The sequence below is a fragment of the Candidatus Nanopelagicales bacterium genome, from assembly GCA_037045355.1.
Classification (GTDB): Bacteria; Actinomycetota; Actinomycetes; order S36-B12.
Map to the genome: position 1 here is coordinate 100,402 of JBAOHO010000022.1, position 14,826 is coordinate 115,227.

At 66.8% G+C, this 14,826-nt stretch carries 14 protein-coding genes; 13 read left to right on the top strand and 1 reads right to left on the bottom strand.

Annotation, left to right across the window (positions count from 1 at the left end; all coding sequences use genetic code 11):
- The first annotated feature begins 1 nt into the window (after position 1).
- The 5 genes from V9E98_12515 to V9E98_12535 are packed head-to-tail and all read left to right on the top strand — an operon-like array spanning position 2 to position 6,697.
- On the top strand, positions 2-898 hold the full coding sequence (locus V9E98_12515) for an NAD kinase (protein MEI2717788.1): 897 nt from the start codon (positions 2-4) through the stop codon (positions 896-898).
- Positions 895-2,652 carry a DNA repair protein RecN gene (recN, locus tag V9E98_12520; protein MEI2717789.1) on the top strand — a complete coding sequence of 586 codons (1,758 nt, stop codon included), beginning with the start codon at positions 895-897 and terminating at the stop codon, positions 2,650-2,652. The genes V9E98_12515 and recN overlap by 4 nt, the downstream gene beginning before the upstream one ends.
- Entirely contained in the window at positions 2,649-4,268 is a 1,620-nt protein-coding gene (locus V9E98_12525) for a DUF885 domain-containing protein (GenBank protein MEI2717790.1), read from the top strand. Before recN ends, V9E98_12525 begins: the two co-directional genes overlap by 4 nt.
- Before the next feature lie 14 nt (positions 4,269-4,282).
- A complete protein-coding gene (locus tag V9E98_12530) occupies positions 4,283-5,974 on the top strand; it encodes a CTP synthase (GenBank protein ID MEI2717791.1) in 1,692 nt (563 codons plus the stop codon).
- 30 nt (positions 5,975-6,004) lie between these two features.
- Positions 6,005-6,697: an NUDIX hydrolase gene (locus tag V9E98_12535; GenBank protein ID MEI2717792.1), complete on the top strand. Its 693-nt coding sequence runs from the start codon at positions 6,005-6,007 to the stop codon at positions 6,695-6,697.
- A 38-nt stretch (positions 6,698-6,735) separates the two neighbouring features.
- On the opposite strand, the gene V9E98_12540 is transcribed toward V9E98_12535, so the two are convergent.
- The gene (locus V9E98_12540) at positions 6,736-7,677 is read right to left on the bottom strand and encodes a sulfite exporter TauE/SafE family protein (GenBank protein MEI2717793.1); all 942 of its coding nucleotides are present in this window, start codon (positions 7,675-7,677) and stop codon (positions 6,736-6,738) included.
- A gap of 141 nt (positions 7,678-7,818) precedes the next feature.
- Here V9E98_12540 and xerD point away from each other — a divergent pair, with 141 nt between their 5' ends.
- From xerD to V9E98_12580, 8 genes are read left to right on the top strand one after another with little or no spacing between them, the layout of a single operon-like run.
- On the top strand, positions 7,819-8,736 hold the full coding sequence (gene xerD / locus V9E98_12545) for a site-specific tyrosine recombinase XerD (GenBank protein MEI2717794.1): 918 nt from the start codon (positions 7,819-7,821) through the stop codon (positions 8,734-8,736).
- A gap of 52 nt (positions 8,737-8,788) precedes the next feature.
- Positions 8,789-9,880, top strand: a complete 1,092-nt coding sequence (locus V9E98_12550; protein MEI2717795.1) for a ScpA family protein — start codon at positions 8,789-8,791, stop codon at positions 9,878-9,880.
- The gene (gene scpB, locus V9E98_12555; protein MEI2717796.1) at positions 9,864-10,592 is read left to right on the top strand and encodes an SMC-Scp complex subunit ScpB; all 729 of its coding nucleotides are present in this window, start codon (positions 9,864-9,866) and stop codon (positions 10,590-10,592) included. The genes V9E98_12550 and scpB overlap by 17 nt, the downstream gene beginning before the upstream one ends.
- Positions 10,576-11,331 (top strand): pseudouridine synthase, encoded by a 756-nt coding sequence (locus V9E98_12560; GenBank protein ID MEI2717797.1) that lies wholly within the window; start codon positions 10,576-10,578, stop codon positions 11,329-11,331. Before scpB ends, V9E98_12560 begins: the two co-directional genes overlap by 17 nt.
- 31 nt (positions 11,332-11,362) lie before the next feature.
- Entirely contained in the window at positions 11,363-11,725 is a 363-nt protein-coding gene (gene aroH, locus V9E98_12565) for a chorismate mutase (protein ID MEI2717798.1), read from the top strand.
- Positions 11,722-12,426, top strand: coding sequence for a (d)CMP kinase (gene cmk / locus V9E98_12570; GenBank protein ID MEI2717799.1), 705 nt, complete (start codon positions 11,722-11,724; stop codon positions 12,424-12,426). The genes aroH and cmk overlap by 4 nt, the downstream gene beginning before the upstream one ends.
- Positions 12,423-13,880, top strand: a complete 1,458-nt coding sequence (gene der, locus V9E98_12575; GenBank protein MEI2717800.1) for a ribosome biogenesis GTPase Der — start codon at positions 12,423-12,425, stop codon at positions 13,878-13,880. Before cmk ends, der begins: the two co-directional genes overlap by 4 nt.
- The gene (locus tag V9E98_12580; protein MEI2717801.1) at positions 13,880-14,713 is read left to right on the top strand and encodes an SdiA-regulated domain-containing protein; all 834 of its coding nucleotides are present in this window, start codon (positions 13,880-13,882) and stop codon (positions 14,711-14,713) included. Before der ends, V9E98_12580 begins: the two co-directional genes overlap by 1 nt.
- Positions 14,714-14,826: the final 113 nt, after the last annotated feature.

The following is a 14,826-nucleotide window of genomic DNA, read 5'->3' on the forward strand; positions in this document are numbered from 1 at the left end:
GGTGAGCAGTCAGCGCGAGGTCTTGTTGGTGACCCACTCCGGGCGGGCGGGCGCGCTGAACATCTCGCGGCAACTCGCCGGTCAGCTGTCCGAGCGTGGCATCTGCGTCCGGGTGCCCGAGGTCGAACTTGACGACATTGCCTCAGCCTCAGTCGATCTCCCGATCACCGCCTGGCGGGACGACTGCACCTGCGAACTGGTCGTCGTGGTCGGGGGCGACGGCACGATCCTGCGGGCAGCGGAGTACGCGGTCGCCGCGGGCGTTCCGCTGCTGGGGGTCAATCTCGGTCACGTGGGATTCCTCGCGGAGCTCGAAACCGACGACGTGCCGAACCTGGTCGCGGCAGTCGTCGACCGGACCTACCGCGTCGAGGAACGCACCGGGTTGTCGGTGCGGGTGCTCGTCGATGGCGAGCAGGTATGGCGCACCTTCGCTTTGAACGAGGCATCGGTCGAGAAGGCCGCGCGGCAACGCATGATCGATGTGATGCTCGAGATCGAAGGGCGACCGTTGTCGCGTTGGGGCTGCGACGGTGTCGTGGTGGCGACTCCGACCGGCTCGACGGCATACGCATGGAGCGTGGGCGGTCCGGTCATCTGGCCCGGTGTCTCCGCGATGATCGTGGCGCCGATCAGCGCCCACGCGCTGTTCGCTCGCCCGTTGGTGGTTGATCCCACCAACCTGGTGGCACTGGACCTCGCGGACACCAGTCCCGATGCCGTGATCTGGTGCGACGGGCAACGGACCCATCCCGTGCCCCCGGGAAGCCGGGTCGAGGTCACCTCCCTCGATCGGCCCATCCGATTCGCCCGCGTCCATCAATCGGAATTCACCGACCGCCTGGTCGCCAAGTTCCACCTCCCTGTGGCCGGCTGGCGCGGCCGGGACATCACGTGATCCGGCACCTCGGCATCGACGGGCTCGGGGTGATCCGGGCCGCGGACATCGACCTCCATCCGGGGCTGGTGGTCTTCACCGGCGAAACCGGCGCCGGCAAGACGATGGTCGTCTCGGCCCTAGGGCTGATCCTGGGCGATCGTTTCGACACAGCGTTACTCGGCGCGGAGGGAACCCGCGTGGATGCGGTCATCGACCTGCCCGCCGATTCACCCGCAGTGACGGCCGTGACCGAGTCCGGCGGACGCTACGACATCGACGACGACACCCGCACCGCCGAACTGGTCATCGGGCGCGTGGTCCCACGCAGCGGGCGAGGCCGGGCGACCGCCGGGGGAGTCACCGTTCCCGTGTCGCTGCTGTCCGAGATCGGCGGGTCCCTCGCTCAACGTCACTCGCAAAGCGATCAGCTGCAACTGCGCAGCGCCCGCCGACAACGCGCGGCGCTGGACCGTTTCGCCGGACCTGAAGCCGCGGACCTCGGCGCCCAGTACAACACCCGGTATCGCGAGTACCTGAAGCTGACCGATCGACTGGTCGAACTGACGCGAGCAGGACGCGACCGGAGCGACCGCATCGCCAGGCTGCGGGCCGAACTCGCGGACATCGACGACGTCGCCCCCGTCCCGGCGGAAGATGAACAACTCAGTGATGCCATCACGCGCCTGGCCAACGCAGAGGCCCTGAACGACGACATGTCCACCGCCCTGGCTCTGATCGGTGGCGATGATGCAGCCGTCTCGGCGTTGGCCGCAGCCGCGGAGCGCGTGCGCCACGCGGCGCGGTTCGACCCTTCGCTGCAGACATACGCTGACCGGCTCCTGACCCTGCACGAGTCGAGTCGTGATCTCGCCGGTGAACTGCGCACCTACACGGACTCGTTATCGGCCGATCCGGCGGCGTTGGAGGCATTGCACCTGCGCAAGGCTCGGCTGACGCCGCTACTGCGCAGATTCGGACCCAGCGTCGACGACGTACTGGCCCATGCGGACACGATCCGAGCCGAGTTGGCCGGGATCGACGGCGGTGAGCAGGCGGTCGAAGAGCTGAGGACCAAGGTGTCCGAATGCCTGACCGCGCTCGCAGCGACCGCCGAGCGCCTGACGCGAGCACGCGAGAAGGCCGCCGACTCGATGTCCCAGGAGGTCACCGACGAACTCGCCGGGCTGGCCATGCCCGACGCACGGTTCAGCGTGGAGGTCGAGCAGCGCCCTGACGACAAGGGACTTTCGCTCTCCGACGGCCGCCGGGTGGCCTTCGGCGAGGCCGGTGTCGACGTCGTCCGATTCCTGCTCAGCCCCCACCCCGGAGCCGCCGCGGCGCCCGTCGGCGAGGGCGCGTCAGGTGGCGAACTGTCCCGCATCATGCTGGCGCTGGAGGTTGTACTGGCGGCCAGCGCGCCGCCCGGGGTGTTCATCTTCGATGAGGTCGACGCAGGCATCGGGGGGCGCACCGCGGTCGAAGTCGGACGGCGCCTGGCGAGACTCGCGACTCGATCGCAGGTGCTGGTGGTCACTCATCTGCCGCAGGTCGCATCCTTCGCGGATCAACACATCGTGGTGCGCAAGGGCTCCGACGGGATGGTCACGGCCACGAGCGTGACCGAAGTGACCGGACAGGACCGCACCACCGAACTCTCGCGCATGTTGTCGGGGCAGCCGGACTCCGCCGCTGCTTTGGCTCATGCCAAGGAACTGCTCGAACTCGCCGGCACGCAGACCCACGCACGCTCCAGGGAATCGGCGCAGCCATGACGACAAGTGCGGCGTTCGAGCTGGCCGATCAGGCAGTCGATCTGATTGCGGCTGACGACCCCTGCCTCGGCCTCATCCTCGGGCTCGGGTCGACCACTCCCACTCTCACCGACTTCAGTCCGGCTGGTCACATCGCCCGCTTCGATCATCTGCGTGATCTGGCCGATCGCGCTGCCCGAACTCCGGTCGAATCGGACGCGGACCGAATCGCCCTCCAGGTCATGGGGCAACAGTTCGGACACACGCTGGCCGCTGCGGACGCCGGCGACTACCTGCGCACCATCAACGTGCTGGCCAGCCCGCCCCAACAGGTCCGCATGGCGTTGGAGTTCGCCACCGACGATCACGTGGCCACGCAGTTGCTCACCCAGGTGGGGCCCACGTTGGCGGGGTGGCGCGAAACTCTGCATGAGGGCGTCCGCCAAGACTGTCCTGCCGCCCGCCGACAAGCCGTGGCGGTGGCCGAACAGATGGCCACTTACGCGCAGGCGTGGCTGCCTGCCTACGTCGCCGGGCGAGACATCCCCGACGACGCCGTGGAACGGGCCCGCGCCGGATTCACCGACACCGCCGTGTGGCTGTCCGATGTCTATGCGGCCATGGCCGATCCCGAGGACGCCGTCGGCGAGGAACGTTATGTGCGCGCGTCCGCCGCGTTCAACGGGGTCGATCTGGACCTGGACGACACCTATGACTGGGGGTGGCATGAGATCGGTCGGTTGAGTGTCGAGCTTCGTCGCGAGGCCGACCGGATTCTGCCCGAGGTTCCGTTGCGTGATCTCCGGGCGGCGTTGGGCGACGACCCGACCTACCAGATCTACGGGGTCCCCGCGCTCACCGATCATCTTCAGCGTTTGACTGAACAGGCCACAGACCGAGTCGATCAGGTGCTGTTCGACATCGACCCGCGCGTTCGGGAATGCCACGTCCGGATCGCCGCCGAGGGTTCCGCGGCGGCACCGTACTACGTCCAGCCGAGCGAGGATTTGTCTCGACCCGGGACCACCTGGTACCCCACCCGCGGCGCGGAGGTGTTCCCGCGGTGGTGGCTGGAGTCGGTTTGGTACCACGAGGCAGTGCCCGGCCATCACCTGCAGTTGGGTGCGACAGCGGTGCAAGAGTCGATGTCGCGGTTCCAGCGGCTGCTCGGGTTCACGTCTGGACATGCCGAGGGGTGGGCGCTGTACGCCGAACGGCTCGCCGACGAACTCGGGTGGTTCGACGAACCCGGCACCCGCATCGGTTTCCTGAGTGCCCAGCTGATGCGAGCCGTCCGGGTGGTTGTCGACATCGGACTGCACACCGGACGCACTGTTCCGGCGGGGTTCCCCGGCCAGCGCGGTCACGTCACGCCGAAGATGGCACGTCAACTACTGATGGACGTGGCGCTGCTCGACGCGGACTTCGCCGCCAGCGAGGTCGACCGTTACCTGGGCATGCCGGGGCAGGCGATCTCGTACAAGGTCGGCGAGCGAGTGTGGTGGGAACTGCGTTCCGACGCCAAGGAACGTCTGGGCCCACAGTTCGATCTGAAGGACTGGCACATGGCCGCCATCCGCCTGGGACCGATGGGACTCGCCCAGTTTCGCGACGAGATGTCGCACTACGGTCGCTGATAGTCTGATCTCCCATGAGTCCGGGGACCACAAAGCACCTGTTCGTCACCGGCGGAGTCGCCTCTTCCCTCGGCAAAGGCTTGACCGCCTCGAGCCTTGGCAACCTGCTCAAGGCCCGTGGTCTGCGGGTCACCATGCAGAAGCTCGACCCCTATCTCAACGTCGACCCCGGGACCATGAACCCCTTCCAGCACGGCGAGGTGTACGTCACCGACGATGGCGCCGAGACCGACCTGGACATCGGCCACTACGAGCGATTCCTCGACACCAACCTGCACGGCTCGGCCAACGTGACCACCGGTCAGGTGTACTCAACGGTCATCGCCAAGGAACGCCGCGGGGAATACCTCGGCGACACGGTGCAGGTCATCCCTCACATCACCAACGAGATCAAGTCTCGGATTCTGCGCATGGCGACCGACGACATCGATGTCGTCATCACCGAAGTCGGCGGCACCGTCGGCGACATCGAGTCTCTCCCGTTCCTCGAGGCCGTCCGCCAGGTGCGCCACGAGATCGGTCGCGAGAACACCTTCTTTCTGCACGTGTCGCTGTTGCCCTACATCGGCCCGTCAGGTGAGCAGAAGACCAAACCCACGCAGCACTCCGTGGCGGCGCTGCGTTCGATCGGCATCCAGCCCGACGCCATCGTGCTGCGCTCCGACCGCGATGTCCCGTCGCCGATCAAGCGCAAGATCTCGATGATGTGCGACGTCGACACCGAAGCCGTCGTCGCTGCCGTCGATGCCCCGTCGATCTACGACATCCCCAAGGTCCTGCACAGCGAAGGTCTGGACGCCTACGTCGTGCGCCGACTCGGGCTTCCCTTCCGCGATGTGGGGTGGAACGACTGGGACGCTCTGCTGCGTCGGGTCCACGAGCCCGCCCACGCGATTGACATCGCCTTGGTCGGCAAGTACATCGACCTTCCCGATGCCTATCTGTCCGTCACCGAGGCTCTTCGGGCCGGCGGTTTCCACCACGACTGCCGGGTCAATCTGCGGTGGGTGTCCAGCGACGACTGCGCCACCCCCGAAGGTGCCGCGGAGCACCTCGCCGATGTGGATGCGATCTGTGTCCCCGGAGGTTTCGGGGTCCGCGGCATCGACGGCAAGGTCGGTGCTCTGCGCCACGCCCGCGAGCACGGGCTCCCGGCCTTGGGTCTGTGCCTGGGGATGCAATGCATGGTGATCGAGTTCGCCCGCACCGAGCTCAAGTGGGGCGATGCCAACTCCATGGAGTTCGATGAGACCACCGAACACCCGGTCATCGCCACCATGGCCGAACAGATGGACGTCGTCTCGGGGGCGCGTGACATGGGCGGCAGCATGCGGCTGGGACTGTACCCCGCGAAGCTCACCCCGGGATCACTGGTCGAACGGCTGTACAACGCCCCGTACGTGGACGAACGTCATCGACACCGGTACGAGGTGAACAACTCCCTGCGACCCAAACTCGCGGCCGCCGGATTGGATTTCTCCGGCACTTCTCCCGACGGGCGTCTGGTGGAGTTCGTCGAGCTGCCCCAGACCGTCCACCCGTACTACGTCGGAACCCAGGCCCACCCCGAGTTCCGCTCCCGGCCGACGCGGGCCCATCCACTGTTCGCGGGACTCGTCGAGGCGGCGCTCAAACTGCGGTCGCAGGATGCGCAGGTTTCAGATGCCCAAATCTCCAGCAGTGCCACACCCGCCGATCCCGCGTAATCCGACGACCACCTCTCGCCTGGCCAGGTCATGACAGATACGACAGACAACACGGACAACACGGACTCGACAGGTATCGCCGACGAGTTCGACCCCCGCCCAGTGACGCAGCGGATCCCGCGCTTCGACGGGCTGCGCTGGGCCGTGCGCACCGACCACGTCGAGTTGAGCAGCGGCGAGGTGGTCGTCCGCGACTACATCGTTCATCCCGGGGCAGTCGGCATTCTGGCGCTCGACGACGACGATCGGGTCCTGTTCATCCGCCAGTACCGCCATCCCGTCGGATTTCAGTTGTGGGAGCCTCCCGCCGGGCTGATGGACATGGTTGGGGAGTCCGCCCTGCGCACGGCGCAGCGAGAACTCGTCGAGGAGGCCGGCCTGCTCGCCGACGAATGGCATGTGCTGGCCGACTGGTTCAACTCGCCGGGCGGGACCAGCGAGGCGTTTCGCTGCTTCCTCGCGCGGGGCCTGCACGAGGTTCCCGGCGGCAGGCCACCGGGCTCGGGGGAGGAGGCTGACCTGCCGACAGCGTGGGTCCCCTTGTCGGACGCCGTCGATCTCGTCCTGGCGGGCGCATTGGCCAACCCGACGTCGGCCACGGGAGTCCTTGCGGCTGCGGCAGCCCAGGCCCGCGGCTGGCAGGGCCTGCGGCCGGCGGACACTCCGTGGCCCACCCGGGATCAGTTGATCAGCCAAGACCGCGTCTGGCTGCCTTCGGACTGAGTCCTCCGACCACACAACTGGACCGGGGGGCGGGGGGCTCACGCGGTGCCGGTCGGCTCCTCGGCGGGCTCGGGCTTCGCGTCAGGGCTGGAATCCGGCTGCGGCTGCGGATTCCTCCGAGCCCGGAACGCCCGGGCCAGGATCGGGACCCCCAGCCCAACCACACCCACCACCGTGACGGTGGTCGCCACCCAGGTCGGCGCCCCCAGCAGCGCCAAGCCACCAGCCCCGACCAAAACCAGCAGCAGCCAGCGCAACTCCTGGCCGTTGTAACGGCTCGATACCCGCGCCCCGATGAACACCCCCGGAATCTGACCGAGCATGAGAGACAGCAGGACAGTCAGGTCCACATCTCCGAGCCCCCAGTGCGCCAACGCGCCCACGATGAGCATCGGAACTGCCTGCACCAAGTCGGTTCCGACAAGTCGACTGGGCAGCATCGCCGGAAAGAGGATCAGCAGGCTGGCCGCTATCAAAGTGCCCGAGCCGACCGATGTGAGTCCGACCAGCGTGCCCACGACAAGGCCCACCGAGGCTGCGATGGCGAGCCGGCCACGGCTGAACTCCAAGGCCCGGTCGGCATGGACGTCCGCGAACTTGCGCAGCCGCATCCGGATCACCGTGATGGCGACGGCGGTCAGCAGCACGACGCCGATCAGGCGTTTGAGGATCTCATCGCCCTGTTCGGCGTCCGCGACCAGCAAGGCGAACAGCCACGTACCCAGCAGCACCCCGGGCACGGAGCCCATGGTCAACCACAGAACCACCGGGTAGTAGGGCGTCTTGCGCTTGATGTGCACCCCTGCACCCACCGGTTTCATGACCGCGGCCGACACGACATCGGTTGACACAGCCACCGGAGCGGGGACGTTGAACAGCAGAAGCAGCATGGGCGTGACGATGGCCGCACCCCCGAGCCCCGTCAGCCCCACGACGGTGCCCGCGAAGAGGCCACCCAGCGTGAGGAAGGGGTCGATCACCCAGGCAGTGTGCCTGACGAGGGCGGTAGGACCAAGCCAACACCACCTAGTTCGTTCGATTCAGCAAGGTTCGTTCGATTCAGCAAGGTTCCGTCGATTCAGTAAGGTTCCCGCGACTCAGTAGGCTGACTGCCCATGGGGATGGAGCCGACACCGCTCAACGCCCAGGTCAACGAATACCTCGATCACCTGACGGTCGAGCGAGGACTGGCCCGCAACACGATCTCGGCCTACCGACGGGATCTGGACAAGTACCAGCAGTTCTTGGCGGCTCAGGGCGTCAAGTGCGCGTCGCAGATCGACAGCGCCTTGGTGACCAGTTTCGTGGCACACCTGCGGGGGGGAGACGGGGGAGCGCGCCTGGCGGAGTCCTCGGTCGGACGCACGGTGGTGTCCGTGAGACGGTTCCATGCGTTCGCGGTCTCCGAAGGAATCGTCGACCACGACCCGGCGGGACAGGTCAATCCGCCCCGGCCACCGGACCGGCTGCCCGAAGGCCTGAGTGTCGCCGAGGTGCAGGCGCTGCTCGTGGCCCCCGACCCACACACTCCTGCCGGGATCAGGGACCGGGCGGTGCTGGAGTTGCTCTACGGAACCGGCTGCCGGGTCAGCGAACTCACCGGCAGCGATGTCGACGACCTCGATCTGTCCCACCGCGTTCTGACCGTGATGGGGAAGGGTCGCAAGCAGCGATTGATCCCTGTCGGCCGCCATGCGATCGCAGCCTGCGAGGCATACCTCATCAGGGTGCGCCCGAGCCTGGCGGCCAAGGGCCAAGCGACGCCTGCTTTGTTCTTGAACCCGCGCGGAGGTCGCCTGTCGCGACAGAGTGTGTGGGCGATCTTGCAGCGCGCCGCCGCCACCGCCCACCTCACTGATGTTCACCCGCACACGCTGCGGCACTCCTTCGCGACCCACCTACTCGAGGGAGGCGCGGACATCCGCGTCGTGCAGGAGTTGCTCGGCCATGCCTCGGTGACCACCACCCAGATCTACACGCGCGTGACCATCGATCATCTGCGTGAGGTCTACCTGACCGCCCATCCCCGCGGGCGGTGACGCGACGCGCGCCTTGCGCGGCCCCGACCCCACCGTGGGTTACCGTCGTCGGGTGTCGTCTGCCCTCCCCGCTGCCCCGCCGCAGCACACCACCGCCGAGGCGGCATCGGGAGCGGTGTTCGAGGTCTCGGTCGACGGGTTCACCGGCCCGTTCGATCTGCTGCTGTCCTTGATTGCCAAGCACAAGCTCGAGGTCACCGCGCTGGCGCTCCATCAAGTGACCGACGACTTCGTCGCACACCTGAGAGACCAGGGCGACGAATGGGATCTGGACGAGACCACCGAGTTCCTGGTCATCGCGGCGATCCTGCTCGACCTCAAGGCCGCTCGCCTGCTCCCGGGGGACACCGAGGAGGACGAAGAAGATCTCGCCCTGCTCGAAGTCCGTGACCTGTTGTTCGCGCGTCTCCTGCAGTACCGCGCCTTCAAGGAGGCGTCGGAGTTCTTCATGGACCGCCTTTACCAGGCGGCTCCGCGGGTTCCGGCCCGCGTCGGAATGGACCGTGAACTCACCGGGTTACTGCCCGACGTCGAGATTCCGGGATCTCATGACGATTTCGCGGCCGCGGCCATTCGTGCTCTGACACCCCGCGAAGAGCCGGAAGTCAGCGTCACGCACATCCACGCTCCGGCCATCAGTGTTCGCGACCAGGCCGCGATCATCGTGACCCGACTCCGGCGCCAGGAACAGATGACCTTCCGGGCTCTGGTGTCCGACTGCCCGGACGTCCCCCATGTCGTTGCCCGATTTCTCGCCCTTCTGGAGTTGTATCGCGAGGCGGCCGTCAGTTTCGAACAGGCCGGTCCACTCGCTGATCTGCTCATCCGGTGGACCGGGACGGATGACGGCCGAGTGGATGTTCATGACGAGTTCGATGACGAAGGGTCCGTCGGTGAAGCGTCCGCCGACGAAGAGTCCGTCGGTGAAGTGTCCGCCGACGAAGAGTCCGTCGGTGAAGTGTCCGCCGACGAAGAGTCCGCCCACCAGGAATCCGCCGATCAGCGATCCACCGAGGAAGGGTCCGTCGCTGCCGGATCCGCACGAGTCCAGGCCGACGCGGGTGAAGTCGACGGTGGCGACGAAGACGACCAAGGCGACGAACCTGCCCAGCGAGGAGACAGAGACTATGTCCGATTCAGTTGAGCCCGACACAGTTGAGCCCGACACAGTTGAGCCCGACACAGTTCACTCCGACGCCATCGCGTCCGAGACGGTCGACTCCGACACGGCTGAGCCCGATGTGATCGACCTGCGCGAGCGAATTCCGACAGAACAGTCGAACCCCGCGGGTTCCACTCCGACAAGGGAACTGCCCCTGGGGGCCCCATCGTTGTCCGCGGCGTTGGAGGCCTTGCTGCTCCTCGCCGATGAGCCGCAGCCGGCCGTCATGCTCGCCGAAGTGGTGGGCAGGCCCGAAGTCGAGGTGGAGAGTTGCCTCGCGGAGTTGGCGATGCAATACCTGGGCGACGGCCGTGGCATCGAGTTGCGACGAGTGGACTCCGGCTGGCGCTTCTACACGGCCGCGAGTTGCCGCGAACTCATCACCCGCTACGTCACCGATGGCCGCCAGTCCCGACTGTCCCAGGCCGCACTCGAGACGTTGGCGATCATCGCCTACCGCCAACCGGTCAGTCGGGCGCAAGTCGGGGCCGTGCGGGGAGTCAATCCCGACGGTGTGATCAAGACGTTGCAGGCTCGCGGACTCATCACCGAGGAGTCCGGAGGCGAGCACGTCACGCGGTTCGTGACCACCGACTACTTCCTCGATCGAATGGGCCTGGATTCGCTGTCGGAACTCCCGCCGATCGCGGACCACCTTCCCGACCTGGGCTCCCTGGATGACCTCATCGACTGACGGCGAACGCCTGCAGAAGGCCCTCGCCCGAGCCGGTCTGGGCAGTCGCCGCGCGTGCGAGCTCATCATCGAATCCGGACGCGTCAGCGTGAACGGCCGTCCCGTGCGCGCGCAAGGAGTGCGGGTGTCCCCGGACGACGAGATCCGAGTCGATGGAGACCTACTGCCGCGCAACGAGGACCTTGTCGTCCTGATGATCAACAAGCCGACCGGAGTCATGTCCGCCATGTCCGACGACCGGGGGCGCCCCTGCCTGGATCAGTTCGTCGCGGATCGTCCCGAGCGGCTGTTCCATGTCGGGCGCCTCGACGCCGACACGTCCGGGCTGCTGCTGCTCACGAATGACGGCGAGTTGGCACATCGGCTCGCCCATCCCCGCCATGAAGTGGCCAAGACCTACCGGGCAACGGTCCCCGGCCCCGTCAACAAGGGCGTCGCCCGGACCCTCACCACCGGGATCGACCTGGACGACGGACCTGCGGCGGCGGATGCGTTTCGCGTCGTCAGCAGTCATGGCGACCGGGCCATCGTCGAGATCACCTTGCACCAAGGACGTAATCGGATCGTCCGACGCATGTTGGCTGCCGCCGGACACCCCGTGATCGACCTGGTGCGCCTGAGCGTGGGTCCACTGCGCCTCGATGGGCTGCGGCCCGGGCGTGTGCGGCAACTGACCCAGCGACAGGTGCGCGACCTCTACGCGGCGACTGATCCCGCGGGTGCAGAGCAAGGCGGCTGACCACTACGCTGGCGGCGGACAAGGAGGTCCTGTGGCGCTGCGCGGAATCAGGGGAGCCACGCATCTCATCGCCGACGATGCAGACGAGATGCGTGATGCAGTAGTCGAACTCCTCACCGTCATGTTGCGGCGCAACGACATCACCGCAGACGACATCATCAGCGTCATCTTCACCGCGACCCCCGACCTGTCCTGCGCCTTCCCGGCGGCAGCTGCCCGAGATGTCGGTTTCACCGATGTGCCCCTGCTGTGCGCGAGTGAGATCGGCGTCGCAGGCGCCCTGCCGCGCGCGGTCCGGGTCTTGATGCACGCTGACCTGGACGTGCCCCGAGCCGATATCCAACACGTCTACCTGCGCGGCGCCGAAGTCCTGCGCCGGGACCTCGCCCAATGAGCGAACGTCCGTTGGTGGTCGCCGTCGACGGTCCCAGCGGTTCTGGCAAGTCGAGTGTGGCCAAAGGCGTGGCGACGAGATTCGGCTATCGCTACCTCGACACCGGGGCCATGTACCGCGCGGCCACCTGGCTGGTGCTGGAACGTGGTGCCGATCCGTCGGACCCGAGGGCCGTTCGGGCGCTGCTCACTGACATGGACATCATCAGTGGCACCGATCCCGAGAACCCGACGATCCGGATCGCCGGCGTCGATGTCGGAGGGCCCATCAGGGGAACTCGGGTGACCGACTCAGTAAGTGCGGTCAGTGCAGTACCCGACGTGCGGGCACTCCTGAGACGCCTCCAACGCGCTGAGGTCTCCCAGGCCATCGCGTCTGGTCACGGGATCGTCGTCGAGGGTCGGGACATTGGCACCGAGGTGCTTCCCGATGCGGACGTCAAGGTGTTCCTGACCGCCGACCCCGCAGTGCGGGCAGCTCGCCGCGCGGCCCAGGACGCCCAGGAACGACGGCCCTCTTCTGGTGTGGAAGCCACGGAGGAGGCCCTGCGGGAACGCGACCGCAAGGACAGCACTCGGACTCATTCACCGCTGCGGATGCACGATGACGCAACTCTCGTCGACGCGACCGACATGGACCTCGCCCAGACCATCGATGCGGTCGCCTTGTTGGTGCTGAGTGTTCGGGAGGAATCGCGGTGAAGGAATCCGAACCGATCCCGGTCGTCGACCCCGGTGACCGGGAGTGGTTCGTCGACGCCCCGGACACCGATCTTGAGAACGCGGCGGAGCGCGCCGCGCATGAGGAGTGGATCGACGAGGACTTCGAGACCGAGGCGGACGAGTACCTGCCGGTGGTGGCGGTCGTTGGACGACCCAATGTCGGTAAGTCGACGCTCGTGAACCGCATCCTCGGACGTCGCGAAGCCGTCGTCGAGGACGTCCCGGGTGTCACGCGTGATCGCGTGTCGTACCGCGCGAATTGGGCTGGTCGCGACTTCATGCTCATGGACACCGGCGGTTGGGACAACGCGGCAGTGGGAAGGGGAGCCTCAGTGTCGCTCCAAGCCGAACGCGCTATCCGCGATGCGGATGTGACGATGTTCGTCGTCGATGCCACAGTCGGCCCCACCGCCGCCGATGAACAGGTGGTACGGATTCTGCGCCGTTCGCAGAAGCCGGTGCTTCTGGTGGCGAACAAGGCGGACAACACTGCCACCGAGACGGAGGCCGCGAGCCTGTGGTCGCTCGGTCTGGGTGAACCTAGGGCAGTGTCCGCGCTGCATGGGCGAGGGAGTGGCGACCTGCTGGACGAGGTGGTCGCACTGCTTCCTGACGAGGGCCGCCGAGTCCCGGCCGTCGGGCTGCACCGGATTGCTCTGATCGGCCGGCCCAATGTCGGGAAGTCGAGTCTGTTGAATCGGCTTGCCGGTGATACTCGCACGGTGGTCCACGATGTCGCGGGCACGACAGTCGATCCAGTCGACGAAGTGGTCGTGATCGATGGCACCGAGTGGTTGTTCGTGGACACCGCCGGCATCCGTAGGCGGGTTCGCGAGGCATCGGGTCACGAGTTCTACGCGAGCATCCGCACGCACGCCGCGCTCGAACGCGCGGAGGTGGGCGTGGTCGTCCTCGATGCAGCCGTGCCGTTGGCCGAGCAGGATCAGCGGATCATCTCGATGGTCGTCGACGCAGGCCGAGCGCTGGTGCTGGCCTTCAACAAGTGGGATCTGGTCGATGAGGAACGGCGTCATCACTTGGAACGTGAACTGGACCGAGACCTGCACCAAGTCTCGTGGGCACCACGGGTCAACGTCTCGGCTCTGACCGGCCGTCGTGTCGACCGTTTGACGATCGCCCTCGAGACCGCGCTTCAGGGATGGCAGACACGAGTCAGTACGGGGCGATTAAATGCGTTCCTGAAGGAGTTGGTGGCTGCGCATCCCCATCCTGTGCGCGGTGGCAAGCAACCCAAGATCCTGTTCGGAACCCAGGCGGGAACTGGACCACCGACCTTCGTGTTGTTCACCACCGGGTTCATCGAGGCCGGTTACCGGAGGTTCATCGAACGGCGACTGCGCGAGGAGTTCGGCTTCACGGGGACTCCGATCCGGATTCAGTTGCGCGTGCGGTCGAAGCGGAAGGACCGGTGATGGCGCGGCTTGCTGTCACGGCCGTCTTCGACTCCCCAGTGCGCGAGGCCAGCGGGCTGTGCACCTTCGATCTGGACGGGGTCGAGCACTTGGCGGTGGTGGGGGACAAGGACTTGACGCTCGCCCACGGCCCGGTGGGTCGTGCCGGGGTCCCCGATCAATGGAGGGTGTTGAACCTTGATCACTGCCCCGGCATGCCCGACGATGCGGGCCAGTTCGAGGCGGTCGCAGACGCGGGGTCCGGGCGCCTGCTGATCCTGGGCGAGGAACCGGCAGTGGTCATCTTGCTGGAGGTTGCCACGTGCCGAGTCGCGGCAGTCTGGCATCTGGATGTCAGCGATGACGAGGAGTTGAGGAAGCTGTGGAACCGGGATCCGAACTCCCGCGGTGAGGGCCTGATACCCGGCAGTGGAGGGCGCCTCCTCGTCATCAAGGAGAAGGATCCCGTTGTCGCGGTTGAGTTCGCGCCGTCGGCCGCTGACACGCTCGAGGCAGGAACCTTCCCGGTCGCCGGCTCTTGGCAAGCGCCGGAGCCGGGACGACTGGTGCCGGACCACTGGTCAGCGCTCGAACCGGCTCCTGCCGACATCAGCGACTGCACGCCGGTGGGGGATCGACTGCTCGCCCTGTCGGACCAGGATGCATGCATCGCCGAGTTGACCAGGAACGACGGTCGCTGGGTGGTGGGGGAGCGCCAGCGCCTCGCCAAATCCGTCCGCAAACCAGAGGGGCTCGCAGTCACCAGGCAGGGGGTAACGGTGGTGGCCATGGATCGTCGCGAGCTGAGTGGCGCGCTCGTCACAGTTGACCGACCGGATCTGCCGATGGGGTGATCAGCGGCCCTGCGGGTTCAGGTACTCTGATTTTCGCCGCACGGGCTGTGGCGCAGCTTGGTAGCGCACTTGACTGGGGGTCAAGGGGTCGCAGGTTCAAATCCTGTCAGCCC